Below are 1,125 nucleotides of genomic sequence, written 5' to 3'. Positions count from 1 at the left end.
AGGACCGGTCGGCCAGGCACAACATGTCCGGCTCAAGGCACGCCAGGACGGCCTTGGCGAGCGTGACCTCGCTGGTCGCGCAACCGGCCATCTGGTTGGCGAACAACACCTGCGTGCCGTTCTCGACCAGGCTGACAAAGCGGATTTGCGGATAAGCGCTCGCGCCGCGACTGGCGCCGGGATAGCCAAACGCGGCAACGTTGGCCGCTTCGTCGGCGACGTCGAGCGTGCTGCCGTCGAGGCTCACCAAACGCCGCCCCTTGTACCAGGCGCCGCGCGTGGCGGCTGTGGCAATCGGCGCGACGATCTCATCATGCAACTGCCGCATGACTTCAAAGCCCAGCCGGGCACGGGCCTGCGAAATGGCGGACTTGCCGGCGACCTTGACCGCGACCGACGGATCGCGCAGCCATTGCAGCCCTTCCAGAAGGCAGCGCAGCACCTCGCGGTAGGACGACGTCATGTAAAGCGCCAGGGCGATGACGTAATAGACCACCACATGAGCCGGCAGGTCGCGCTCGCGGATGCTGCCCTTGCCGGCCGCCGTCAGGATGGCCCGGATCCTCGCCACAGGAAAGGTCTTGGCGATCACGCCGAGGCTAATGTAATCGCTGACCCGGCTGCCTTCGGGAAGAATTGCAACGGTGCGTGCCATGTGATTCGCCTCCTGCGCCATAGCACGCGGCAGGAGGCGAGATCATGGTTAATGAATCCTTAATCAGCCATTAAATAAACGGCATTGGGGTTAGACGCGGAAAATTAAAAGGGCGTCTCACGAAAGTCGGAACACAACAGATCTGGCTTGTCAGCCTGTCTCAGGCCTCAACAAGAACCTCACATGGAGAGTCACTATGGCAAAGCAATTGAAAACGCCTTCTCAAAGTTGAAGGCCATGTTGCGGGCTCGGGCAGAGAGAAAGATCGATGCTTTGTGGGACGCGGTCGGCGCATTGATGCCCCGCTTCACGCCGACAGAATGCGCAAACTACTTCAGGGCTGCTGGATATGACCCGGATTGAACAGGATCTGCTCTAGTGTGACGTCTCAGAGATTATGACGGGTTGTTCTATGCCCAGAATTGGCAGGTCTTGCGGGGGGACGAGCAGTTGGATGCTGCGCGCGACAC

General features: G+C 60.4%; 1 protein-coding gene and 1 pseudogene. One reads left to right on the top strand and one right to left on the bottom strand.

Going from position 1 to position 1,125, the window contains the following annotated elements; translation table 11 throughout:
* Positions 1 to 655, bottom strand: a 655-nt coding sequence (locus J2046_RS33640; RefSeq protein ID WP_210059150.1) for a transposase domain-containing protein, incomplete at its 3' end; no start/stop codon positions are given.
* Positions 656 to 859: 204 nt separating this feature from the next.
* Between J2046_RS33640 and J2046_RS33635 the strand changes: the two are divergent.
* Positions 860 to 1,018, top strand: a pseudogene (locus J2046_RS33635) (IS630 family transposase); the annotation flags it as partial.
* Positions 1,019 to 1,125 lie beyond the last annotated feature (107 nt).

This window comes from Neorhizobium petrolearium (genome assembly GCF_017873175.1).
In the GTDB taxonomy this organism is placed as follows: Bacteria; Pseudomonadota; Alphaproteobacteria; order Rhizobiales; family Rhizobiaceae; genus Neorhizobium; species Neorhizobium petrolearium.
The sequence above is the reverse complement of the archived record's forward strand: the minus strand, read 5'-3'. Positions and strand labels throughout refer to the sequence as shown.